14 protein-coding genes and 1 tRNA gene are annotated in these 21,229 nt (G+C 57.9%); 5 read left to right on the top strand and 10 right to left on the bottom strand.

The features are described 5' to 3' along the window. Positions 1–326: 326 nt before the first annotated feature. Positions 327–2,228 (top strand): AMP-dependent synthetase/ligase, encoded by a 1,902-nt coding sequence (locus ACZ5AL_RS04670; RefSeq protein WP_464512503.1) that lies wholly within the window; start codon positions 327–329, stop codon positions 2,226–2,228. Between the two features lie 92 nt (positions 2,229–2,320). Beyond that, positions 2,321–2,394, top strand: a tRNA-Pro gene (locus tag ACZ5AL_RS04665). 116 nt (positions 2,395–2,510) lie between these two features. Here the strand turns inward: ACZ5AL_RS04665 and ACZ5AL_RS04660 are convergent. Further along, on the bottom strand, positions 2,511–3,863 hold the full coding sequence (locus ACZ5AL_RS04660; RefSeq protein WP_464512502.1) for a BspA family leucine-rich repeat surface protein: 1,353 nt from the start codon (positions 3,861–3,863) through the stop codon (positions 2,511–2,513). Beyond that, on the bottom strand, positions 3,853–5,304 hold the full coding sequence (locus ACZ5AL_RS04655) for a BspA family leucine-rich repeat surface protein (RefSeq protein ID WP_464512500.1): 1,452 nt from the start codon (positions 5,302–5,304) through the stop codon (positions 3,853–3,855). Before ACZ5AL_RS04655 ends, ACZ5AL_RS04660 begins: the two co-directional genes overlap by 11 nt. 455 nt (positions 5,305–5,759) lie before the next feature. On the opposite strand from ACZ5AL_RS04655, the gene ACZ5AL_RS04650 reads away from it, so the two are divergent. Together ACZ5AL_RS04650 and ACZ5AL_RS04645 are read left to right on the top strand one after the other, a co-directional pair. Beyond that, positions 5,760–6,797, top strand: coding sequence for a DUF3179 domain-containing protein (locus ACZ5AL_RS04650; protein ID WP_464512499.1), 1,038 nt, complete (start codon positions 5,760–5,762; stop codon positions 6,795–6,797). A 76-nt stretch (positions 6,798–6,873) separates the two neighbouring features. Then, a complete protein-coding gene (locus tag ACZ5AL_RS04645; protein ID WP_464512498.1) occupies positions 6,874–7,422 on the top strand; it encodes a hypothetical protein in 549 nt (182 codons plus the stop codon). Between the two features lie 174 nt (positions 7,423–7,596). Here ACZ5AL_RS04645 and acnA read toward each other — a convergent pair whose 3' ends face one another. The 6 genes from acnA to ACZ5AL_RS04615 form a co-directional block, all read right to left on the bottom strand. Continuing rightward, positions 7,597–10,350, bottom strand: a complete 2,754-nt coding sequence (gene acnA / locus ACZ5AL_RS04640; RefSeq protein WP_464512496.1) for an aconitate hydratase AcnA — start codon at positions 10,348–10,350, stop codon at positions 7,597–7,599. Positions 10,351–10,873: 523 nt separating this feature from the next. Then, entirely contained in the window at positions 10,874–12,274 is a 1,401-nt protein-coding gene (locus ACZ5AL_RS04635) for a serpin family protein (protein WP_464512495.1), read from the bottom strand. A gap of 67 nt (positions 12,275–12,341) precedes the next feature. Next, a complete protein-coding gene (locus ACZ5AL_RS04630) occupies positions 12,342–13,043 on the bottom strand; it encodes a polysaccharide deacetylase family protein (RefSeq protein WP_464512494.1) in 702 nt (233 codons plus the stop codon). A 35-nt stretch (positions 13,044–13,078) separates the two neighbouring features. Next, entirely contained in the window at positions 13,079–14,242 is a 1,164-nt protein-coding gene (locus ACZ5AL_RS04625) for a glycosyltransferase (protein WP_464512492.1), read from the bottom strand. Then, entirely contained in the window at positions 14,239–15,258 is a 1,020-nt protein-coding gene (locus tag ACZ5AL_RS04620; RefSeq protein WP_464512491.1) for a lysylphosphatidylglycerol synthase transmembrane domain-containing protein, read from the bottom strand. Before ACZ5AL_RS04620 ends, ACZ5AL_RS04625 begins: the two co-directional genes overlap by 4 nt. A 406-nt stretch (positions 15,259–15,664) precedes the next feature. Then, positions 15,665–15,970 (bottom strand): hypothetical protein, encoded by a 306-nt coding sequence (locus ACZ5AL_RS04615; RefSeq protein WP_464512490.1) that lies wholly within the window; start codon positions 15,968–15,970, stop codon positions 15,665–15,667. A 428-nt stretch (positions 15,971–16,398) separates the two neighbouring features. On the opposite strand from ACZ5AL_RS04615, the gene ACZ5AL_RS04610 reads away from it, so the two are divergent. Continuing rightward, a complete protein-coding gene (locus ACZ5AL_RS04610; protein ID WP_464512489.1) occupies positions 16,399–17,379 on the top strand; it encodes a ring-cleaving dioxygenase in 981 nt (326 codons plus the stop codon). Between the two features lie 429 nt (positions 17,380–17,808). Here the strand turns inward: ACZ5AL_RS04610 and aceA are convergent, their stop codons facing one another. Further along, on the bottom strand, positions 17,809–19,110 hold the full coding sequence (gene aceA / locus ACZ5AL_RS04605; protein ID WP_464512487.1) for an isocitrate lyase: 1,302 nt from the start codon (positions 19,108–19,110) through the stop codon (positions 17,809–17,811). Between the two features lie 340 nt (positions 19,111–19,450). Further along, positions 19,451–21,193, bottom strand: coding sequence for a malate synthase (locus ACZ5AL_RS04600; RefSeq protein WP_464512486.1), 1,743 nt, complete (start codon positions 21,191–21,193; stop codon positions 19,451–19,453). Between the last annotated feature and the right edge of the window lie 36 nt (positions 21,194–21,229).

Genomic DNA, 21,229 nt, shown 5'->3' with positions numbered 1-21,229 from the left:
CATCGTGCAGGCTTCCCCCCTGAACACCAACGTTGACACGTGACCTCACTTAGCGCTGTGTCACACGTGAATCTTAGGGTAGAGTATGAACTTGCCAACACTCATAGTCATCCCGGACAAGGCGCCCCGGCGCCGCAGAGCCGGGATCTCTTCTGACAACGTAGCTAAATCATTGACGCCGCACCACCCAACCATTGACCTGTGACACAGCACTATACTATCCTATCGAAGCGTATCCGCAGACAGAAAAACAGGGTAAGAAACAGTCGCTTTAAGGCCATGTTTACATGGGCCATTTAGAATGAATCACCCACCCCTGCATTAATATGCCTGCTAAGGTTGCGTTCTCCACGATTCCTGAACTGTTTACGCGCCTGGTTGACGAATACCGAGGTCAGTCGCGTACGGTGCTGCGGTACAAATCCAAAACGACGGATCAGTGGGAAGATATTTCGTGGGAAGCGCTTGAGGCAAAGGTCCAGGCGTTTGCCGGATTCTTGCACGCGCAAGGCATTCGTCCGGACGACCGTGTTGCCATCCTGTCCGAAAACCGTCCGGAGTGGGTCATCACCGATCTGGCCACACAGATTTTGGGTGCTGTCAACGTTTCTATTTACAACACCTTGCCTGCCTCCAAGGTCGGCTACATTCTGCGTGATTCGGGGGCGCAGTGGGTAGTGGCTTCGGTACCCGTGCAGCGCAAAAAAGTGGAAGCCATTGCCGGGGAGTGTCCCGATCTGCAGGGTATAACAGTAATGAGCGAACTGCCCGATGATGCGCCTGACTTCATGACGCATTGGGATGAGGCGCAGCACACTGGTGAGACGTACTGGCGTGAGCATAAGAACGTGCTTGAACGCCTCGGACGCGACGTGCGCCCCTCTGATACCAGCGCGCTCATCTACACGAGCGGCACCACTGGCGACCCGAAAGGGGTAGTGCTCAGCCATCGCAACTTCTGCGAAAACGCCAAGGCGGCGCTCGACCGGGTGCCATTCAACGCTAGCGACCATCACCTGTCATTTCTGCCGCTCTGCCACGCATTCGAGCGCACCGCCGGGTACACTGCCGTGCTGGCAGCAGGAGCTACCATCAGCTATGCTGAAAGCATCGAGGCGCTGACTCAGAATCTGCTGGAGGTAAAACCCACCGTTCTCATTTCGGTACCACGCGTCTTTGAAAAGGTCTACAGCAAAATCCGGGATAAGGTCGACAGCGGTTCTGCGTTGAAGGCGCGCATTTTTGAGTGGGCGGTAGACACTGGACAACGGCATGCGGAGGCTGAACAAAATGGAGGAGCCGGATGGGCGCTGCGCACGCAGTACGCGCTGGCTCACAAACTGGTCTTTTCCGAGCTTCACGAAAAGCTGGGCGGCAACCTCCGGTTTGCGGCATCGGGTGGAGCCGCGCTCCCGAAAGAAATCGGGCAGTTCTTTCAGGCAGCAGGGATTACGATCATCGAAGGCTATGGCCTCACTGAAACGGCACCGATTCTTGCCGTGAATCCAATGGATGCGCCGCGCTATGGCACCGTTGGGCATGTATTGCCGGATGTAAAAGTCTGCATCAAGGATCTGGAAACGGATGCCCCCATCGGTACGCTAAACGGCAATGATTATCCGTCGAAGCTAACCACCGAAGAGGGCGAGATTGTCGCAAAAGGACCAAACATCATGGAGAAATACTGGCGATTGCCTGAGGCCACCCGAGGGGCGTTCGATCCCGATGGATGGTACCATACCGGCGATGTGGGGCGCTTTGTGGACGGCTACCTGCAGGTGACCGATCGCATCAAGCACATGCTGGTATCGCAAGGCGGCAAAAACATCTATCCAGGGCCGATTGAGGAGCACTTCAAGACGCAGGGCCTGATCGACCAGATTGTAGTACTGGGCGATGATCGTCCGTTCTTAACCGCGCTCATTGTGCCCGAGTTTGAAGCGCTGCGCATGCACGGTCGTGACAAAAGCGAACCGGTGCATCCTGAGGACAATACAGCGCTTATCGACGAGCGCTGGGTTGACCGGCTGTATAATGGAGCCGTAAGCACGTACAACAAAGAGGCGCCTGCCTATGAGAAAATCCGAGCCTTCCGACTGATTGATGAACCGTTTACCGTTGAAAATGGATTGCTTACGCCGACGCTTAAGGTAAAGCGGCGTATCATTCACGACACCTACGGCGACCTGATTGACGAAATGTATGATGCATTCTCGCGGCGAGGGTAGAATGGATCAGCCTGGGCCTAAACGCATTTCACAAAGCGGTCACCCATCTGGCGGATCTTCTCCTATGCGCCACAGGTACGTCACTTTTGTATCGGGGCGTGGCGCAGCCAGGTAGCGCGCTTCGTTCGGGACGAAGAGGTCCCCGGTTCAAATCCGGGCGCCCCGACACACACGATCTAAACAGAAACGGTCTGCTAGCCCATCGGCCAGCAGACCGTTTTTATGTTGATCGACAGCCCCGGCCCTTGTCCGGTCTTGGGGCACTATCGTTACAAGCATCCCTTACCGCACCACGGTCACGCGCTGCGTTTCGGTGTGGCCGTCGGTTTGCATGCGCAGAAAGTAGGTGCCGCTGGAGAGCCCGCTTACGTCCAACACCTGCTCGGTGCGGCCATCGGCTGGACCGTCGGCGACCAGTTGCACCCGGCGACCGAGCACATCGTACAGCGCAAGCTGCACCACTTGCTGTTCGGGCACCGCAAAGCGCACCGTGGCCTGTCCGCGCACCGGATTCGGGTAGGTCGGCAACAGCTCCGCTTCGGTCACTTGACGGGCGATCACCACCGCGTCGCTGAACGACTCGGTGCCGTCGGTGTCAATCTGACGGAGGCGATAGCTCAGACTGTCGGAAGCGTAGGGCAGTGCGGTGTCGGTGAACCGGTAGGACTGCGGTTCGTCGGTGGTGCCCGCGCCGTCAAGCGTGGTAACGGTCTCCCAAGACATATCCGCCGATGCATCAGCGGTTGATCCTTTGGCGCGCTGCACCTCAAACTCGGCGTTGTTAGTCTCGGAGGCGGTTTCCCACTGCAAGAGGGCGTCGTCGCCGTCGAGCGTGGCTTCGAAGGAGCTAAGTTCGACGGGAAGCGGGTTGTCATCGCTGGCAAGCACCACTTCGCTGAAAGCCGGCGTGTTAACGACGATCTCGTTTTCGTCGGAGTCGAACGAGGTGGGCAGGTCCTCGAATTCGCCTGTCCCTGGCAACGGGCGACTGTACACGGTGACATCGTCGGGATCAGCAATTCCGCCGAATGCATTCACATCGAAGCGGGCTTCGGTGCTATTATCAAAAGCCAGCCCATCTCCAGCTACAATAACCAGGCGGTACGGACTGACCTGTGCTTCGTCAATGCCCTCGATGTTTTCGGCCATATCGTCGAAGCGGGCGGCGGTTACGCGACCGGAACCGACGACGCCATCAAAGTCAACCCGCACATCGGTGGTGCCAAGATCGACGCCGCCGTCGCTGTCCACCTCAGCAAATCCGTCGCCGACGAGGGTTGTCGGGCAGTTATCGGCTTGTCCGGCGTCTTCAATAGTCCAGTTATACTCTTCAACGAGATGGTCCCGGAACGGCTCGCTGTTGCAGAATTCGATGCCGCTGGCACCAAGTCCAATGTCGTCGTTCAGACTCTGCCCGGCCCATCCGATGAGCGTGCGGTCGTAGTTTTCGGTGGACAGCCCAGAGCCATCGAACATCCGTTCCATGGTGTTATCTTGGAATCCTCCGTCTTCAACAACGCCGCTCACATCCCAATGGCTTAGGTCTTGATCAAACGCCTCAGCCTCCCTAAACATGTCGTTCATCTCAGTGACGCTGGAGACGTTCCACTCGCCAATGTCCTGGTTAAACGACAATGTCCTGGTTAAACGACTCAGCGCCCCAGAACATGCCGCGCATATCAGTGACATTAGCGACGTTCCAGTCGCTGATGTCCTGGTTAAACGACTCGGCGCCCCAGAACATGCGGGCCATCTCGGTAACGCTGGAGACCTCCCACTCGCCGATGTCCTGGTTGAACGACTCGGCCTCCCTAAACATAGCGTACATACTGGTTACGTTAGAGACATCCCAGTCACCAATGTCTTGGTTAAACGACTCGGCGCCTCCGAACATGACCCGCATACTAGTGGCGCTAGAGACATCCCATGCACCGATATCTTGGTTGAATGACTCCGCCTCTCGGAACATATCGCCCATATCTGTGACGTTGGAGACATTCCAGGCGCCAATATCCTGGTTAAACGACTCGGCCTCCCTAAACATGAAGCGCATGCTGGTAACACTAGAGACATCCCAGGTGCTGATGTCTTCGTTGAACACGGTTTCCCCCTCAAATAACTCACTCATATCCGTAATGCCGCTGGTGCACGTGGTGGCAGCATTGTCGGTGTCAATGTCTTCGACGTTGCGTTTGGTGTAAAGAACTCCTTCTACCTCACCGACATCGTCGACATCAGCATCCTCACAAAGCACCGTGACGCCGTTAGGCGCAAGTTCAAAATTTATACCGGTAAAGCCCCCATCATTGATCGTCCAATTGTAATCGTCGATGATGGATTGCCGGGCTTCCACGGCGTCAGGGCCATACTGAATACCAGAAGCTCCCAATGTAATGTCGTCTTGTAGATCAAGCTGCGCCCAACCGATGAGGAGTGCATCATAATTGTTGTTGGACAGCCCAGAACCATCAAACATCCCTTCCATGGTGTTATCGAAGCTGCCTCCATCCTCAACCACACCGCTCACATCCCAATTGCTTAGATCCTGATCGAACGACTCGGCATCCCGGAACATATTGCGCATGTCTTCGACATTGCCGGTATCCCAGCTACTGAGATCTTGGTCAAACGACTCGGCTCCGTCGAACATACCTCTCATGTTGGTAACGTTAGAGACATCCCAGTTGCTGAGATCTTGGTTAAACGACTCGGCTCTAAGGAATAGCGAATTAAGACTGGTCGCACTGGAGACATCCCACGTACTAATGTCTTCGTTAAAGGAGTCGTTAAAGCGAAATAGTGTGCCTAAATTTGTTATCCCGCTAGTGCATGTCGTAGCCGCATTTTGATCATTGATCTGGGAGCGAGTACGCTTGGTGTAGACGGTGCCATTCACTTCGCCGGTATCGCCGACCTCGGCATCATCGCAGAGCACCGTGACGCCATTTTCTGCCAGTTCAAAGTCGGGGTTAGACTGTGCCTGCGTTCCTGCAGGAAGAGCCAGGGCCCACAGGAGCAGTGCCCCCCGAACGCAATGAGCGACGCCTCCAATACGGCAGGGTGAATACAACCCCATTGTCGTGATAAAGCAGGTGAGTCTGTCATGGATGGAGTAGATGAGTCTGTCATAAGGCTAAAAGAAGGTGCTTGTTGAAAAGACACAAATCATTATCAAAAAGCGATGGCGGGCATATAGCCCTCTACGCCAGGCTGTTAAATAATAGTGTTTAGGAGACCTACGTGCTTGTTTGAGCGTCCCAAATGTCTGCGTGAGCGTCCCAAACTCGCTTTGCAGGCGGCTACAGCGGATATTGCCCTGCTACTGACTGTCCCGAATGCATCTTCGTGCCTACGGGCCACTGTCATTTGGGAAGTGGTAGGAAACAGCAAAAGGCACGTGGTGGGTGATAGCGCGTGCCCCTGCGCAGTGTAACAAGATGTCTGTATGATGCACTACACCATCCCAGGAGAGCCTATAAGATAAGACCTCCTGCACTCTGCACCTGCCATCCCGTAATTCCCTACCCGGCTATGTTTTCCCTACGCAATCTGCTCATCGGAGTAACCAGTCTTGCCGTAATACTGGGCGGTACGCTACTGCTTCGTGCCGAATCGACTGATGCGATCGATCCACCTCTACCTCTGGCTAATACCTCGTACGTCTTGGGCGATGCCATTGCAGACTACGCCGACTTCATGATGTCGGGTGGGCCACCGCCCGATGGCATTCCCTCCATCGATGAGCCCGACTTCATCGATGCTGACGCTGCCGACCTCGATGATGGCGACATGGTTATCGGATACGAGCATAATGGCGATGCCCGTGCGTATCCGCAACTGATTATGGTGCATCACGAGATCGTAAATGACGAAGTAGGCGGATTCAACGTGGCCATTACGTATTGCCCGTTAACGGCTACTTCGCAAGGGTTTGCCCGAGGAGAAACGACGCTCGGTGTATCCGGACAGCTGCTGAATAGCAACCTGGTTATGTTCGATCGCGACACCGAAAGTTACTTCTCGCAAATTAATGCGACCGGACTGACCGGAGCGCATGCAGGAGAAACGCTTGACGAAGTGAATCTGATTTGGACCACCTGGGGCGAATGGAAGGCGACACACCCCAGCACCCAAGTGTTGAGCGATGATACCGGTCACCTGCGCAATTACAATAACGACCCGTATGGCGACTACAATCCAGCAGGCGGCTACTATACTTCCCAAAATGTCATGTTTCCGCTGATGCACGAGTCCAATGCGCATCATACCAAGGAGATGATTGTAGGCGCCCGCACGGCTGACGAGAGCGTGTACGCCGTCATGGAAACGCTGGCTGAAGAGCGTGTGCAGCAGTCCGACGGGTTCGTTGCCGTGTACGATCAGCAGCTTGACACCGGCTACATCTACGCCACCGAATCGCCCGATGCCGTGTCTGCCAACGACGATGGCAGCTATACGGTAGACGGCGCATCCTACGCTGCCGATGCTCTTCCCTTCGACAAGCTCGTCTCGGTGGAGGCGTTTCACTTTGCCTGGCATGCGTTCTATCCGGACAGCACGGAGATGTAGGTGAAACAGTGCTTTGAGTCGCCGTTCCCACACGCGATACACGCTCGTTGGCTGTCAAATCGAACCCCTTGTAGCTATGTCGTTTTGGAAGAAACTGTCTACCATCCTTCAGAAGCCGTTCTACCGGTGGCTAACCTTTGGGATTGGCGGGGTATACCTTGTCCTCTTCCTGATTGCGCTGCAAGATATTTCGCTGGGTGGACGCGGCGTTCAGTTCCAGACGGTAGACTGGACCCGCATGTTTGATGCGACGGGTACCGTTACCTTTGAGGCCATTGCCCGTCTAACCGTGCCCGATATCACGGTTTTAATCTCGCCCCTCAACATTCTGATTGGCGCCGTGCTTTCATTGCTCGTCGGTCTGAACCTGATGATCACTTACATTGCTTACAAACAGCCACGGGCGTGTAGCTTCAACCGATCTACCGGCGTGCTCGCCAGCATTCCCGGACTGCTGGCTGGAGGTGCTTGCTGCGCACCCGCTATCGTGCTGATTCTTGGATTGCAGGTGTCATCGCTCTTCATCACGGTGTTTCAGGTGATGATCCCAGTAGCCGTGCTGCTGCTTATCATCACGCTCAAGCTAATTCTGGATCGCACTGATCCCCGCCTTGTCCCTGCTTGATGGCTTTTGGTAGATCGACCGGGATATCCGCTTCGCTTCTGATCCAGGGCCAAGAAACCCCATAGCCGGGAATCTGCCCTGACAAAGTCGTCCCACACACATAAAAACGCCCCGCCGTCCATCAGGACAAGCGGGGCGTTTGTGATGTTGCGTGCACAGCAGGTGCTGTGTGTGTTACGCAGCAACCGGCGCGTTGCTCAAGTAATCGCGCAGCACATAGTGCAAGATACCGCCGTGGCGGTAGTACTCCACCTCAACCGGCGTATCGCAGCGGTTCACCGCCGTAAAGCGGATCTCCGTGCCGTCTTCTTTGGTGGCGATCACTTCCACGTCCTGGCCCGCTTCAAGATCATCATCGAGCGGAATGTCGAACGTTTCGGTACCGTCGAGTCCGAGCGACTCAGCGGTGTCGCCCTCTTTGTACTGCAGCGGCAGCACGCCCATGCCGATCAGATTTGAGCGGTGGATACGCTCGTAGCTTTCCACGATCACCGCATCCACGCCAAGGAGAATGGTCCCCTTCGCAGCCCAATCGCGGCTGGAGCCCATGCCGTAATCTTTGCCTCCAAGCACCACGAGCGGGACATCGTTGTCGATGTAGTCCATGGCCGCGTCGAACACCGTGGTGACTTCTCCGTCGTTCAGGAAGTTGCGGGTAAAGCCGCCTTCCACCACGTTGCCCTCTTCATCGCGCACCAGCTCGTTCTTGATGCGAATGTTGGCAAAAGTACCACGCATCATGACCTCGTGGTTCCCCCGACGCGCACCATACGAGTTGAAGGCATACGGCTTCACGCCATGCTCCTTCAAGTATTTGCCCGCGGGGTACTCCTCAGGGATCGACCCTGCTGGGGAGATGTGATCGGTGGTGGTCGAATCGCCGGCTTTCACCAGCACGCGTGCGCTTTCAACCGACTCGATGGGCGGCACTTCGGGCGTCAGGTCCATAAAGAACGGAGGCTCCTGGATGTACGTGGACTCATCGTCCCAGGCATACACCGAACCTTCGGGGATCGAGATGTTATTCCACGTCTCGTTGGACTCCTCGATGCCCTCGTACTCCTGCTTGTAGAACTCAGGCTTCACGACCTCATCGATCATGGTCTTGATCTCGTCGCTTGTCGGCCAGATGTCTTCAAGATAGACCGGATCACCGGCGTTGTCGGTGCCAATCGGATCTTCAGTCAGGTCGATATCGACAGTGCCAGCCAATGCATACGCAACTACGAGGGGCGGTGAAGCCAGATAGTTGGCCTGCACGAGCGAGTGGATGCGGCCTTCGAAGTTGCGGTTACCAGAGAGCACGCCGCTTACAATCAGGTCGCCGTCTTTGATGGCTTCCTCCACGGCGTCGGGGAGGGGACCGGAGTTACCAATGCAGGTGGTGCATCCGTATCCAACTGTGTTAAACCCGAGCTGGTCGAGGTATGGCATCAGGTCGCCTTCCACGAGGTACTCGGTAACGACCTTCGAGCCGGGTGCAAGACTGGTCTTCACGTACGGCGGGACAGTCAGTCCTTTTTCGACTGCCTTCTTGGCGATCAGGCCAGCGCCGAGCATTACCGACGGGTTGCTGGTGTTGGTGCAACTGGTAATCGCTGCAATGACAGTGTCGCCGTGCTTCAGGTCGAGCTCGTAGGTGCCGTCGTTGTAGGCTCCCGTGTTGTCGAGCGCATCTTCCTTGAGTCCAAACCCAATGGGGCCCGCCTCGCGGGTGAGCGACTCGTTGAACTCCTCGGGCAACTCCGGCACCGCAATGCGGTCTTGCGGGCGCTTCGGTCCGGCTACGCTGGGTGTGATGGTGCTCAAGTCCAGCTCCAACACATCAAGGCATTCGGGCGCTGGGGTGTCCGGTGTGTGGAAGAGCCCCTGCTCCTTCGTATAGCGTTCCACGAGCTGCACCTGCTCCTCTGAGCGATTGGTGCGGCGCATGTAGTCGAGTGCCGCATCGTCAATGGGGAAGAAGCCCATTGTAGCGCCGTACTCCGGAGCCATGTTGGCAATGGTAGCACGGTCGGGAATGGTGAGCGTCTGCATGCCTGGACCGAAGAACTCCACAAAACGACCCACAACGCCGTACTCGCGCAGCATCTCGGTTGCTCGAAGCACAAGATCGGTGGCGGTGGCGCCCTCGGCAAGTTCACCGGTCAGGTTTACGCCGATCACCTCAGGCATCAGCATGTAGATGGGCTGGCCCAGCATGGCCGCCTCGGCTTCAATGCCTCCTACGCCCCAGCCGAGCACGCCCAGACCGTTGATCATGGTGGTGTGGCTGTCGGTCCCCACAAGCGAGTCGGGATACGCCAGATCGATTCCCGTATTCGTAGGACGCGTCCATACGCCGCGGGCTACGTATTCGAGATTGACCTGGTGACAGATGCCGCTGGCGGGCGGAACCACCGAGAAGTTTTCAAATGCCTCGCTGCCCCACCGCAGAAACTCGTAACGCTCGCGGTTGCGCTTAAACTCGATCTCGGAGTTCAGCTGGATCGCTTCGGTGGTGCCGAAGTGATCAACCTGCACGGAGTGATCAATGATCAAGTGTACGGGCACCTGAGGGTTGATCTCGTTCGGATCGCCACCCAGGCGTTCCATAGCAGAACGGAGCGCTGCAAGGTCAACCACAGCGGGCACGCCAGTGAAATCCTGCAACAGCACGCGCGACGGCACGAACGGGATTTCTTCTTCGGCAGGCGCACTCGGGTCGTACTGGGCGAAGCGGCGAACGTCGTCTTGGGTGATCATCGTGCCATCGCACTCGCGGAGCATCGACTCCAGCAAAACACGAATGGAGACGGGCAAATGATCGAGCTCGTACCCTTCATCTTCGAGGGCACTAAGCCGGTATAGATAAGCCTCTCCCGACCCCGTGTCAAACGTATCACGGGCGTCGAAAGGGTCATTGGTTAGCGCACGGGGATCAGGCATGACGCATAGCTAATGGTGTAAAGAGTCGGATGAGTCGTGGCTATCGTCTTACGTCACTGTAACGTTTAGTTTCTGCCCGCAGCCGGGTTTGCGCGGTTTTCGTGGAGAGATGCGTGTGGGGGAGTAAAGCACTGGGTAGTGGATAGACGCTAAGTGATGAGGCGACTGGATTCCGCAGCTTCGTCTCGGTCGACCCTCTCTCTATTTCGCTGCGCTCCATCAGTCCATCAATCGGCCTACAGAATCGTGTAGTGCTCCCCCTTGTCGTATCTGTTTAGCGTGGTACAATGACCGCCCGGGATATCCGCACCCCAGGAGTACTCGGTCGCGGTGCTCCCAGCGCTTTGCTCCTGATCCCGGGCTACGGAACGGCGCAATGTGAGCAAAATCCATAGCCGGGGACCGCTTGCGTCCCCGGCGATCTGTGGCATATCGCTAAACACGTACGTCCCACGTGCACTGGACGTGGCAACCCTGTCTCTCGGTCGATCCGTCTCTCGTGTCGGTACAGCAAAGACATGGCCTACTGTACAGCAGCCTCAGACGGATCCATCATGGTGCCCATAAAGAGGGGCAGGCCGGAGTCTTCTTCGTGGATTACGTAGAAAAACGGACGGTCAAGGACGACTTCAACCTGGCGGGGCATGCTTGTTACCCCCACGCCGACGGCCGTGGCTGCAGCAGCTTCGGTGCCGGTTTCATCCACGCGGATGTAGGTATGGTGCCGCGTGGCATCGGCCGCGAGGTACATCGGAGCTTCCGCGATGTTGAACTGGGCGGTGTCGCGCGTAAAGGCGCGTGCCATCCCCAGTGCTTGCATCTGCTCGCCAAAGTCCTCTACCGCATACTCCATCTCAAATGTCGGCATAGTCAGCGTTACCCGTGTGCGATTTTGGAGAGAAGCGGTGAGGTCTTGCCAGGTGGCCCAATCCATCGCATTCAACCAGTCGATAAGTGCAATATCGGCATCGGGTTGCACGAGCGTCATTCGAAAGCTGGCATCGCCGTAGTAAAGGCTCACCGCCTCGTAATCGTCGCCCTGGGCATGGCCGATCACGTCCAGTCCATCGGCTTCGGACTGCTCGTCGAAGCGCATCATAGGAACGGAGACGGTGCTATCGTCGGCGCGCGTAAATCGGCGCGCTTCGGTCTGTGCGTCGTCGAATGGAAGGGTCCAGGCCGCATCCAGGTAAAGTGCGTTCACAAGCATGAGAGCCAGATCGCGCGCAAAAGGCGGCTGCGCAATGTCATCGATGCGGCCTTCCGTTTGCTCGCTGACCCATGCATTGATGGCGTCGGCCAGCGCATCCTGGTCGCTAAAGTCGGCCGCTTCGGGCGTCATGCCAAAATGGGAGGCATTGGTATCCAAAAACGCATCGCGGACGCCCGCCTCAGCATCATACCAGATTTGATTGGCCATGCGCAGTGTTACGTCTTCATCAAGCTCTTCGAGCGCAGCACTCAGACTGCTTAGACTGCCAAGGGCCGCCTCGGTGTCCAGATTCGCAAGTCCCATCACCTCCTCCATCTCGGCACGGGTTTCGTCTTCAGCACCGTGCAGCACCATTGCAAAGGCCAGCTGGATGCTGTACGGCGATATCAAGTGTCCGGCGGCGTGACTAGGGATGTTAGCAATGCGATTCATCAAAGTGAACCCAAGTGTGCCAACGCCATCAACGACCTGCTCGTCGGTTTCCGTGAGCACATAATCCAGTCCGCGCCGCTCAAACGGGGCATCGGAATCAGGAGCAGCCTCGGGAGATTCGATAGCATCCACATCATTCGTTTCGACAGTGTCGGCAGGCATCGCGTCGGTTGTATCAGGATCGGTTGCATCAGGGTCGGCGGGGGCGTCGTTATCACATCCGGCCAGAAGCAGTGCTGCCAACAGGATGAGCGCGATCCAGCGCAGGGAAGCAGTCATGAGCACGAGTAGGTAAAACGAGAGGAGGGCATATTGGCTTCAAACTACGAGCACAGCGCCCGCAAAGTCAACTCGTGGCGGTGTCGTTCGGAAGCGGAAGCGCCGCAAAGTGCCATCCGCGAGCGCATCCCCAGCGAAGAATGGCTTCGACAGCACTGAGCGTGACGGGCTCGGTCATGGGGTTGTCGTGCAGCACAACGATGCTGCCGGCCCGCAGGTGGGCGGTGGTAAAGCGCGTTACAGAGGAGGGCGAGGCCTGCAGCTGAAAGTCGGCGGGCATCACATCCCACATGACAACGCGTCCGCCGCGTGCATCTACCCAGCGGCATAGCGCCGGGGTGAGATGGCCGTACGGCGGGCGCATCAGCCGGACATGCTGGCCTGTAGTGGATGCGATGACTTCGGCTGTGCGCTCAAGCTCGCTGGTTACCACTGCATGATCGTGGCGCCACGGGTCCACATGGGTAAACGTATGATTGCCAAGCCGATGCCCAGCCTCTACAATCCGCCGCGTACGATTCGGATGGGCGGCCACATGGTGTCCGATTACGAAGAAGGTGGCGCGGGCGTTGTACTGGTCGAGGAGCCGAAGCAGCGGATCAGTTGCGATGGCAGTGGGCCCATCATCGAAGGTCAGGTAAGCAGTTGGTGGATGAGTAGGCGGGCTCTTCAGGCGCCACCAGGTAGCGGGAACGAAGGGCCGCAGTGGACGCGTTCCGACGCTGGCCCACCAGGGCAGCCAGCTATGCGATGCGGGCAGAGGGAGCATGTGTGCAGAGGCGGCGTGGAGGAATCGACGGCGTGTTACTCGGAGACGGTACGGCCTTTCCATCGGATGGCGCCAAACACGCCGTGCAGCGCAGCGCCCACAACGTAGACCAGTTGCAGCAGCGAGGCTGGAATGAACGAGCGCATCAGGTTACGGTGGTCTACCGTGTGAGAGGCCGGCAGAATCAGCAGCAGATCGGCGCCCATTTTGGCGAGGAGTCCGGCTACAGCCGGTTGGGAGAGCGCATCGGGATCGGAGAGCCCAACAGCGGCGGCTCCAATCAGTGCGGCATGCACGATAAGGATAGCGGCGGAGAGTAGCCACGGAATGGGGTGGTAGGAGCGGGTCGCGTGGGCCCACCGTTTGCGCTGGTTCCAGAAGGCGCGCCACGATGAGGCAGGGGCTGTTTCCACGCGAGCCTTTTCGTGCCACACGTAGCGTACGCGGTGTTCGGTGCGATAGGCTACGTGCTGCAGCAAGAGTTCGTCGGCAGCGAGTTGGTCGGCGAGTTGATCGGGGGGCAGGGCCTCGACGAGGGAGTGGTGCAGCCCCATATTGCCCCCGTTACAAATGGTTGGCACGCCCAGCCCGGCTGTACCGGCGCCGTACGCATTCAGCCCAAGAAATTCCAGCGCCTGGAAGCGCTCCATCCACAGTTCGTCATCGATGTCGTATCGCACGGGGCCACAGACCAGCGGGGTATCGGCAGTGCAAGCGCGGGCCATGGTCGCGGCCCAGGTGGATTCGGGCACGCAATCGGCATCGACCACCAGCACCACCTCGCCGGTTGCTTGTGTGCTGCCATATGCTACAGCGGCCTCTTTGCCTCGTCCGTGCTCGGCAGGCAGGCAATACACACGATGATCGGCAGCCGTCTCGGAGTGGTCGGCGCCTGCGGGCACGGCTGTGTTGAGGCGGGCTCGTGCTTTCGAGCGAGTAGCATCGCCGGAGTGATCGTCAACAACGATGATCTGCAGCGTGGTGTGCTCGGGGAGCGTTTGATTCTGCAATGCCGAAAGGCAGTCTCCAATGGTGGCGCCTTCATTGCGGGCGGGTACAACCACTGAAATCGAGTCGGGCACCGTAGCGTCGGTAGGAAGCGTTGCGCTACGGCTCCGTCCGTATGCAAGGGCAGCCATACCACACACGTACACTGCAAGAGGAATGGAAACGAGCAGCCACAGGGCAGAAGAAGTCATGCAGCGGGTGGAGGGGAGTCTGAGGATGGTGAGGGCGCGGCCTGCTGTACAGGCACCGTATCGTGGGTGAAGGATAAGCCACGCAAAAACACGGCTCCTACGAGTGAAGGGGCAGCAATGTTGAGCGCGAACACGACCAGGGCGGCATTAAGCGCTGCTGCCGGATCGGCTCCGAAGAATGGCAAGAAAAAAACGGCGGCTCCTTCGCGCATCCCTAAGTCCATCAGGGTAATGGACGGAATGAGATAGCGAATGTAGTAGGCCAGTGCGGCACCGGCCAGCGCAGGTCCCAGAGCTACGCTGGCGTCAAAAGCGATGACGAGCACAGCCATCTGTGCAATGAAAACGCCATATCGCATGGCAGACCAGCCAAAGGCGAGGACGGTGGCTCGTTTGGATAGCCGATTTAGAAAGGACAGATGCGTGCCCCACGCCATCCACCGCGATGGCAATTTTTTGGCGAGACGAAGCATCGTCCGCGGAGCAAGCAGTCCGGCAGTTACGAATGCGGCAAAGCCGATTCCGCCGATGAGTACGACGCCCCATCCAATGCCCCACCCGACCTCACGCGGCAGCCATCCGGTGTGCCACACATAGACCAGCACAACGGTACCCCCCCACAGTCCGATGACCAAATCGATAAGGCGTTGCAGCAATACGGTCGCCGTAACGGACCATTTGTTGGGATATGCCACGCTGAATGCGCGGCCCGCGTATTCGCCGATGCGTGCCGGGGTGAAGAACCCCACGGCAAATCCAGCCAGCACTGCTCGCCACAGTGTACGGCGCTCCATCTGCGGCATAAGGGGCGACATCAGGGCCGCCCAGGCGCGTGCATTGCCCCATAGATTGGGTATCACCATTGCCACAGATAACGCCAACAGCCACGGGTTGGCAGCCCGAATGGTAGCTGCCATGGCCTGGGGGTCTACGTACAGAACAAGCGCCCCCACAACGAGCACAGCAAGCCCGGCTTTAGCCAGCGTCGAAAGCCGAGTGCGGAGCGAGGTGGTCATACGGACAAAAAGACGCTGGCTTGGTACGTGCACGTGGAGAACACCTTACATACAGACTCCGCAGCGCACAGTGCCGTGTCCAGGTCTTCTATCTGCACCCTCTTCGTTACCTTACGGCTTATGCACAACGCAACCGGAGGCGAGCTCCCCTACTTATCCCTACCCTGCGTCCAACGTACCCCCGAGATAAAGAAACCAGGTAGGGTGGATTGGGGATGCTGAAACGTCCCAGCAAGCGTGGCGACGCGGAGGGGCATTGGTCCATCGACACGTGGGGCGGACGGATCTTAGCGCCCTTCCTTTGAACTTGGCACGTCCAATACACGAGGGCCAACCACGATCTGTATACACCGTAGCGCTACGCCACAGGTACGTGTGAGGTGGCATATTGCGCCTGGAAGACGGTTCAGTTCAAGAACCAAGTGCACTCTCGGTAGGTGGTCGTACCATTGGGAGTGTGGACACGTACCACAGCGCGCCCTTCGGCCACATCAACGCGGTACACCCGGGTAGTCGCTGGCACATGGACTACGTCCTCGGCCACAGCCATCCACGAAGCGTCGTCCAGAGTAACTTCGACTGGGGTTTGGGTCGTTTCTGACGGGGTGCGCTGCATCGAGGGGGCGTTGAACACATCCCGAACATACAACCATCCTATCACGGTTAGAGGAAGAAGCCAGCAGAATGCGATAAGAAGAAATGTAGCAGTCATAGAAGGTATAAAAAGCAGATCCATGATAGGAGCCCGGGTAATTACAATTAACAAGTATAATGCCCAATGCGCCAAAAGAGCACTACACCGGTCATCAAAAGGGCATAAATCCACTGTTTAGTGTCGGCTGATACGGTTTTGTTTCGTTTCTTAGCAAGAAGGGCAGTGATGAGGCGCCTGCTTCGGTACGTTGCAGTCACGTTTCTACCCATGCGTACGGTAGAAACGCCTCTATCGGCGTGCTTAGAGGCTGTTAGAACACACGCCCTGTTATAGTATTTCTGAGCCGGTGCCCCCGCACATCAGCTAATGGGCCGTCGCGCACCATGAAAAAAGGACAGGGACGCCTCGAATTGCATTTATGGTCACTCGCTCTGCATCTTTACGTAACCCGTTACGATTGCTCTCTTAATACTTTCCGTGTGCTTATGTCTCTTTCTGTTCCTGGCTTGCACCACGTAACTGCGTATGCAGATGACCCGCAACGCAGCATTGACTTTTACAGCGGCGTGCTGGGGCTGCGCCTGGTGAAGCAAACCGTGCTGTTCAACAATCCCTCGGAAGCGTTTCGCGGGCCCACCATGTATCACTTTTACTTTGCTGATGCGGTGGGCACACCGGGCACAGTCATGACACTCAAGCCGCATAACAGCATCCAGCAAGGCCAAGTTGGACGCGGACAGGCCACCGCGACAGCGTTTGCCATTCCGGAAGATTCCGTGCCCTACTGGCAGAAGCGGCTCGCAGCGCACGAAGTAACAACCTATCCGCTCACCGAACGCTTCGGAGCGCCCGTCATCCGGCTGCATGCGTTCGACGGGCAGCCCCTCGAACTCATTGGCGACACCCGTCACGCGGAAACGGTAACGCCATGGGATGGCTACGATGTGCCCGCTGAGCATGCCCTCCGTGGGTTTCATAGCGTCACGTTGCATCCCAACAATGCACAAGACGCGTTTGACGTGCTTGAGGCTCTGGGGTATGAGGAGGCCGATTACGAACCCACACCGCAGGATGGCGACTGGACGCGTTACGTGGCTCCCGATGCTACACACGCCCGGTACATAGACGTGTACAACGAACCCAATATGCATGAGGGAAGCTGGGGCTATGGCACGGTGCATCACGTGGCCTTTCGGGCGCACGATGACGACCACCAGGAAGAACTGCGTGCTGCGCTTACCGAGGCGGGATATGCGCCCACCACGATGAAAGACCGTAACTACTTCCACTCCATTTATTTCCGCTCGCCAAGCGGTATCAACATCGAGATTGCGACCGATCCGCCTGGGTTCTTGCATGACGAATCAACGGATGCGCTTGGTGAGAAACTGATGCTGCCGCCGTTCCTACAGGATCGCCGTGCAGAAGTCGAAGCCGAACTGGCGGATGTGACGCTGCCTCAATAGCTGCCACGGGTCTGTCACACCTGATTGTTTGGGTGCACAACGCCCCCGTTTTATGTTGTCATCTTGAGCGGAGCGGCTCCGCCTAGGAGACGCGGAGTCCTGACACGAGCGAAGCGACTGATGAGCGTAGCGAATAAAGATCTCCCTCGACATGAGCAGGGCCGCTCGATCGATCAGAGCCTGCTGAGCGTCGGGGAGATGGTTCGGCTGCGCTCACCATGACATATGGTTTGTGGGGCATCATACAGACCTTGTCTCTTTCGTAAAGCCAAACAAACTCCACCGCGATGGGCACCTCGCTGTCCAGGTACACTAGCTTTCAGGTTTGACACGCCACCACATCCAGCCTACAACCAAAAACGGGGTGCTCCACCGATTCGGAGCACCCCGTTCCGTGATTCTTGATCGCAAGCACGCAGAGGAATCGGCTCACGCAAACTGCGCTTCCTCGGTCGAGCCCTTCATGGCAGCCGTTTCCGATTGGCCGCCGGTGATCGTGTTCTTGATGGTATCGAAGTAGCCGGTGCCCACCTCGCGCTGGTGCTTCGTAGCCGTATAGCCGTCGGCCTCGCTTTCGAACTCGGACTGCTGCAACGCAGAATATGCTGTCATGCCGTGCTCGCTGTAGCCTTTCGCAAGCGTGAACATGCTGTGGTTCAGGGCATGAAAGCCTGCCAGCGTGATGAACTGGAACGCATAGCCCATCTTGCCCAGCTCCTGTTGAAAGGCGGCGATGGTGGCGTCGTCGAGGTGCGCCTTCCAGTTGAACGAGGGCGAGCAGTTGTAGGCCAGCATCTTGCCGGGATACTGCTCATGAATGGCATCGGCAAAGGCCTTCGCTTCCGCCAGGTCGGGCTTCGAGGTTTCAAACCAGAGCAAGTCGGCATACGGTGCATACGCCAGGCTGCGCGCGGTGGCCATCTCCAGTCCGCCTGAGATGCGATGAAAGCCTTCGCTGGTGCGCGTCTCGCTCGTGATAAACGGACGGTCGCGCTCGTCGACGTCGCTGGTCAGGAGGGTGGCGCTGTCGGCATCGGTGCGGGCTACAATGAGCGTAGGCACGCCCATCACGTCGGCAGCCAGACGGGCGCTAGTAAGCACCTCCACAAACTGCTGCGTGGGGATGAGCACCTTACCGCCCAGGTGGCCACACTTCTTCTCGGCAGCCAGCTGGTCTTCATAATGCACGCCTGCGGCGCCCGCCTCGATCATGGACTTCATGAGTTCAAAGGCATGCAGCACACCGCCGTGTCCGGCCTCGGCATCAGCCATGATGGGGGCCATCCAGTAGGTGTCGTCGCCCTGGCCTTCGGCGTGATGCAGTTCGTCGGCACGCTTCAGCGTGTTGTTGATGCGGCGCACCACATCGGGCGCACTGTTCGAAGCATAGAGGCTCTGGTCGGGGTACATCTGGCGCGACAGGTTAGCGTCGGCCGCGACCTGCCAGCCGCTCAGATAGATGGCCTTTAGTCCGGCTTTGACCTGCTGCATGGCCTGGTTGCCGGTGAGCGCGCCCAGGGCCGCCACGTAGTCTTCGTTGTGAAGCAAGTCCCACAGGCGGTTGGCGCCTCGCTCGGCGAGGGTGTACGACATATCGAAGGAGCCGCGCAGGCGAATCACATCTTCGGCGGTGTACTCGCGCTTGATGCCCTCCCAGCGGGGGTTGCTGGCCCAGTCTTGCTCCAGCGCCTCAATACGCGCTTCGTTGGATAAGGGGGTTGAGTTTTTCATAATAGTACCTCGTGGTAAGGTGATGTCCGTTTCTGGACAAGTCGATGATTGGTTGGTGGGGTTCGCTACTCGGAACCGGGAGGGCTGACAGGCTCAACCGGGCCGTAGGAATACAGGGCGTCTAAGTAAGTCAACAAGAAGTTTACACCTTGTCATCGCGAGGAGGGAGCCTGCGACCGACGCGGCGCTGGGCGTAGCCCGAGTACTCCTGGGGTGCGATCTCATGCTTTGCGATTGGGCAGTGTCACCCCGTTTGAAGGCACAAGATTGCCGCGTCGCTGGCGCTCCTCGCAATGACATAATCAAAGGTTCTTTTGCTCATCTTACTTAGCCCCTGCGCCTACACACAAGAGTCTTCTTCAAGCAGCGTCTGTTTGTGAGCCTCGTCGCCAAAGCGTTCGGAGGCACACGTCAGAAACGCGCGGAACTGATCTTCAAGGAAGATATCCTCGGCACAGGCTCGTGCCACCCGAAAGGATGCACACATCTCTTCGATGGCTTCGTCGGAGGCGCCCTCCATGGCGTCCTCGACTTCAGATTCGATGACGGCAATCTCTTCGTCGAAGATGCGGGTTACCAGCGCGGGCGTAACCTCGGTGCCATCGTCGAGGGTGACCTCGTGGTGGAGCCACTGCCACACCTGGGCACGCGAAATCTCGAAGGTGGCCAGATCTTCCATCCGGTTGTCCCACGCCACACATCCATAATCATTGCCCCAGCCCTGCATGTATCCAATGGCCACACGCACATTCACACGCACGCCGTCGAGAGTCTTCGGACTGGTGGATTTGGGGAGTAGGTCGGGCTGGTCGGGCAGGTCGGGAATCACATCGAGCTGATTCGTCGCTCCCTTCTCGTTGAGCTTTTCGTCGAACGGCTTCATCGCCGGACCGATGAAGTACGGGTGGGACACCCAGCAGCCATCGTGTCCAATCGACGCCTCAAACTCTTTGTCGGCAACCACTTTCTCGACCTGCTGCTTCCGCATTTCCTCGGTACGTCCGGGCGTTTGCGGCGCCATGCCGCCCATGCCGAATGCGCCGTGGGTATGGCAGACGCGGATGAGCTGCTTCACGTAGTTGGACATCCACGACCGGTTCATGCCGATGGAGTTGCGGTCGGCCATGATGCGATCGTCGTGTGTTTTGAGCACCTTGATGTCGCTAAAAATCTTATCCCAGCGCCCACCGTTCAGCCCCGCCGCATGCGTGCGCATCTCGTAGAGGATCTCTTCCATCTGAAAGGCTGCCCCCAGCGTCTCAATCAGGAGCGTAGTTTTGATGGTGCCGTCGTCAATGCCCAATTCCTTCTCTACAAAAGACAGTACCGTATTCCACCAGCGGGCTTCCTCGTAGTGCTCAACCTTCGGGATGTAGTACTTCGGCGTCTTGCCCTGATCGATGAGCGTCTGCGCCGTATGGTAGGCCGTGAGCACCAGGTCGAGCAGTCCGCCCGATACGGGGATATTGTTTACGAGCAGGTTCGACTCGTACAGGTGCAAGCCGCGCACCCGCACCATCAGGAGTGGCATGTCGCTGGGATTGATGGCGTACTCCTTGAGCGCGTTCCCGTCGGCGTCGGTCTTTGTGAAGCTAAGCGTGCCCTCGGCGGCTTCTTTCACATTCTGCACGCCCTGCATCACGTTGGGCCAGGTGGGCTTCATGGCGTCCTCGAAGTCGAGCATCGCAGCATCGGCCCGGTGCCCGTCGTCGGTGCGGCTCAGCATGTTGATCACCATCTTCGGGTCGTTGACCGGGCCGGTGATCTCCACGCGGCGCTGCAGCAGATCCTCGGGGAGCGGATTCACCTGCCAGTCGGTGTGCGCCTCCGGATGCTCCTCTTCGGGCAGAAATCCGGGCACGGCGCCATCGTCGTAGGAAGCCTGGCGGGTGCGGCGCGCGGCAAGAAGCGTCTGGCGTTCGTGCTCAAAGCGGCGGTGCGCCTTCGCAAGCAAAGCCACCACCTCATCGGTGAGCAGCGCCCTGGCCTGCGATGTAAGCGCCGCCTCATTGATTTCAACGCCGTCGGCGAGTTTGGTCCATGTAGTAGTTGACGGTTGAACGTCGAGCGATGCAGTAGACATAACGTGCTGTATGGTTTGGCCCCTGGGTGTCGATCA

It is taken from the genome of Natronotalea proteinilytica, assembly GCF_055379935.1.
The sequence above is the reverse complement of the archived record's forward strand: the minus strand, read 5'-3'. Positions and strand labels throughout refer to the sequence as shown.